Source organism: Streptomyces niphimycinicus (assembly GCF_018883605.1).
In the GTDB taxonomy this organism is placed as follows: Bacteria; Actinomycetota; Actinomycetes; order Streptomycetales; family Streptomycetaceae; genus Streptomyces; species Streptomyces niphimycinicus.
On sequence record NZ_JAHLEM010001154.1, the window covers coordinates 1 to 1,411 of the forward strand.

The 1,411-nt window shown below is 72.9% G+C and carries 2 protein-coding genes and 1 pseudogene; 1 reads left to right on the top strand and 2 read right to left on the bottom strand.

Annotation, left to right across the window (positions count from 1 at the left end; genetic code table 11):
- Positions 1 to 36: 36 nt before the first annotated feature.
- Together KN815_RS48375 and KN815_RS48380 are read right to left on the bottom strand one after the other, a co-directional pair.
- Positions 37 to 399, bottom strand: coding sequence for a DUF1330 domain-containing protein (locus KN815_RS48375; protein ID WP_216348111.1), 363 nt, complete (start codon positions 397 to 399; stop codon positions 37 to 39).
- Positions 400 to 541: 142 nt separating this feature from the next.
- Positions 542 to 1,054, bottom strand: coding sequence for a hypothetical protein (locus KN815_RS48380; RefSeq protein ID WP_253209724.1), 513 nt, complete (start codon positions 1,052 to 1,054; stop codon positions 542 to 544).
- 153 nt (positions 1,055 to 1,207) lie between these two features.
- Here KN815_RS48380 and KN815_RS48385 point away from each other — a divergent pair.
- Positions 1,208 to 1,411, top strand: a pseudogene (locus KN815_RS48385) (PucR family transcriptional regulator); the annotation flags it as partial.

Genomic DNA, 1,411 nt, shown 5'->3' on the forward strand with positions numbered 1-1,411 from the left:
GGCCGGCGACGCATCGCGACACTTCCAGCGGAGCGCTCAGCGGGCATACCCGCTGGGGTCCGCGGACCGGAGCTTCTCGGCTCGCTTCAGCGGGTCGTAGCCGGGGTCGACGCCCTCGACCAGGACCGCGACGCCCCCGATGTGGTCCGTGCGCAGCGGCAGGATGTCCTGATACGCGGGCGAGGCGTACCAAGCGCGGGCGTCCGTCATCCCGCCCGGGAACTCGATCAGCACCACACTGCCCGGCCACTCCCCCTCGACCACCTCCAGCTCGCCTCCGTGGATGACGAAGCGGCCGTGGAAGGGGTCGAGGGTGGCCTGGATCCGTTCCAGGTACTCGATGATGTCGGGGTGCGGACTGCGGCCGTGCAGATGCGCGAGCGCGTAGGCGGCGGGCATGGCTCCTCCAAGTGCTCCGGCAAGTGCTCCGGGCTGATCGGCGGTTGGGTCCGGTCCGGCGGCTGCGGCGGACACCGATCAGCCTGCCGCGCCGCGCCCGGGGCGTCGATTACCCCTGAGGTCATGGCGGCGGCCCCTGGCCTCAGTCGAGGATGCCCAGGTCCTCCCGCATGATCCGGCGCATCGTCGCCAGCCGGGGCTCGGCCTCCTTCAGTTCCAGCAGCGCGCCCGCCGCCGTCTCGCCGTCGCGTTGCAGGCCCCGGTCGATCCGTTTGGCCTGTGCGTCGATCCCGGCGAGCACCGTGTTGAGCGCGCGGGACGCTGCCAGGACCCGTTCGGGGACGATCATCTGCGCCTCGGCGTAACGGTCCCGGTAGTCGCGGCGGGCCTCCTCCAGCCGGGCGCGGTCCTCGTCCGTGTACACGTCGTCGCGGATCCGGTGCAGCGCGTCCTTGAGGAGTGTGTGGAACTGCCGGGAGGCGCGGTTCATCGCGGTGTAGGCGGTCCGGCGCTCCTCGACGCGGCGCCGCCGGTCCTCCCTGCGCGCGTCCTCCTCCCGTTGGCGTACCGTCATGCGCTGCTGGAGGACGGGCGCGAAGAGGGTGCCGAGGATGCCGACGACGGCGGTGATCATGGCGGCTATGACGGTGGACACCGGCCGAGCCTAGCCGCGCCCCTTCCCTTGGCCGCTTCCCTTGGCCCCTTGCCTTGGCCCCTTCCCTTGGCCCCTTCCCTTGGCCGCCGCCGATCCCGCAGACCGGTCCGAGCCCCTTCGGGAACCCAGGCGTTCGGAACTAATGTGCTGTTTATGCCCGCCTCGCCCTCCGACGTGCGCGCCGACCGCGTCGGCCGCGCCGACGACGTTCTCGCCCTCGCCCGGCTGGCCTCCAGGCGCGGGGCGGTACGGGACATGCTCGGCTGGCTGACCCGGCGCACCGGGGGCCCGGCCGTGCTGGTCGGGGACACGGGACGGGTGCTGGCCGGGCCGGGCGGGGAACACGACCCGGCGGTG